1 protein-coding gene is annotated in these 1,203 nt (G+C 48.6%); it reads right to left on the bottom strand.

What is annotated here, in order from left to right; genetic code table 11:
* Window positions 1–1,182, bottom strand: a 1,182-nt coding sequence (tuf, locus tag C8D84_RS13685) for an elongation factor Tu (protein WP_109592811.1), incomplete at its 3' end; no start/stop codon positions are given.
* Between the last annotated feature and the right edge of the window lie 21 nt (window positions 1,183–1,203).

Below are 1,203 nucleotides of genomic sequence, written 5' to 3'. Positions count from 1 at the left end.
TACGTTAGCAACAACACCAGCGCCTACAGTACGGCCGCCTTCACGAATAGCGAAGCGAAGACCTTTGTCCATAGCGATTGGGTGGATAAGCTCTACGCCCATCTCAACGTTATCACCAGGCATTACCATTTCAGTACCGTCTTGTAATTGGATTGCGCCAGTTACGTCAGTAGTACGGAAGTAGAACTGTGGACGATAGCCGTTTAGGAATGGTGTGTGACGACCACCCTCTTCTTTGCTCAACACATATACTTCAGCGTCAAACTTGGTGTGAGGAGTGATTGAACCTGGCTTAGCAAGTACTTGGCCACGTTGTACGTCTTCACGCTTAGTACCACGTAGTAGTACGCCACAGTTTTCGCCTGCACGACCTTCGTCAAGCAGTTTACGGAACATCTCTACACCAGTACAGGTGGTTTTTTGAGTGTCACGGATACCGACGATTTCGATTTCGTCGCCAACGCGTACGATACCAGATTCAACACGACCTGTTACCACAGTACCACGGCCTGAGATTGAGAATACGTCTTCGATTGGCATTAGGAATGCTTTGTCAACGTCACGCTCTGGCTCTGGGATGTAGGTGTCAAGAACGTTAAGAAGTTCTACAACCGCTGGTTGGCCGTATTTTTCTTGTGAGCCTTTTAGGGCTTCAGTCGCTGAACCATGGATGATTGGGGTGTCATCACCTGGGAAGTCGTAGTCATTAAGAAGTTCACGAACTTCCATTTCTACGAGTTCTAGCAATTCTTCGTCATCAACAACATCACATTTGTTCATGAATACGATGATGTACGGTACGCCAACCTGACGTGAAAGCAAAATGTGCTCACGGGTTTGTGGCATTGGGCCGTCAGTTGCTGATACGACTAGGATTGCGCCGTCCATTTGAGCCGCACCAGTGATCATGTTTTTAACATAATCGGCGTGACCTGGGCAATCGACGTGAGCGTAGTGACGTGCTGGGGTGTCATATTCTACGTGTGAGGTGTTGATGGTGATGCCACGTGCTTTTTCTTCTGGTGCTGAGTCAATAGACGCGTAGTCTTTGGCTTCGCCACCAGAGGTGATTGCTGCTACAGTTGCGATGGCAGCTGTTAGGGTTGTTTTACCGTGGTCAACGTGTCCGATTGTACCGACGTTGACGTGTGGCTTTACGCGTTCAAACTTGGCCTTTGCCATGGGTATTTCCTCTTTTTTTGG

It is taken from the genome of Psychrobacter immobilis (assembly GCF_003148585.1).
GTDB classification, from domain to species: Bacteria; Pseudomonadota; Gammaproteobacteria; order Pseudomonadales; family Moraxellaceae; genus Psychrobacter; species Psychrobacter immobilis.
This window is presented reverse-complemented; position numbering and strand designations above follow the sequence as displayed.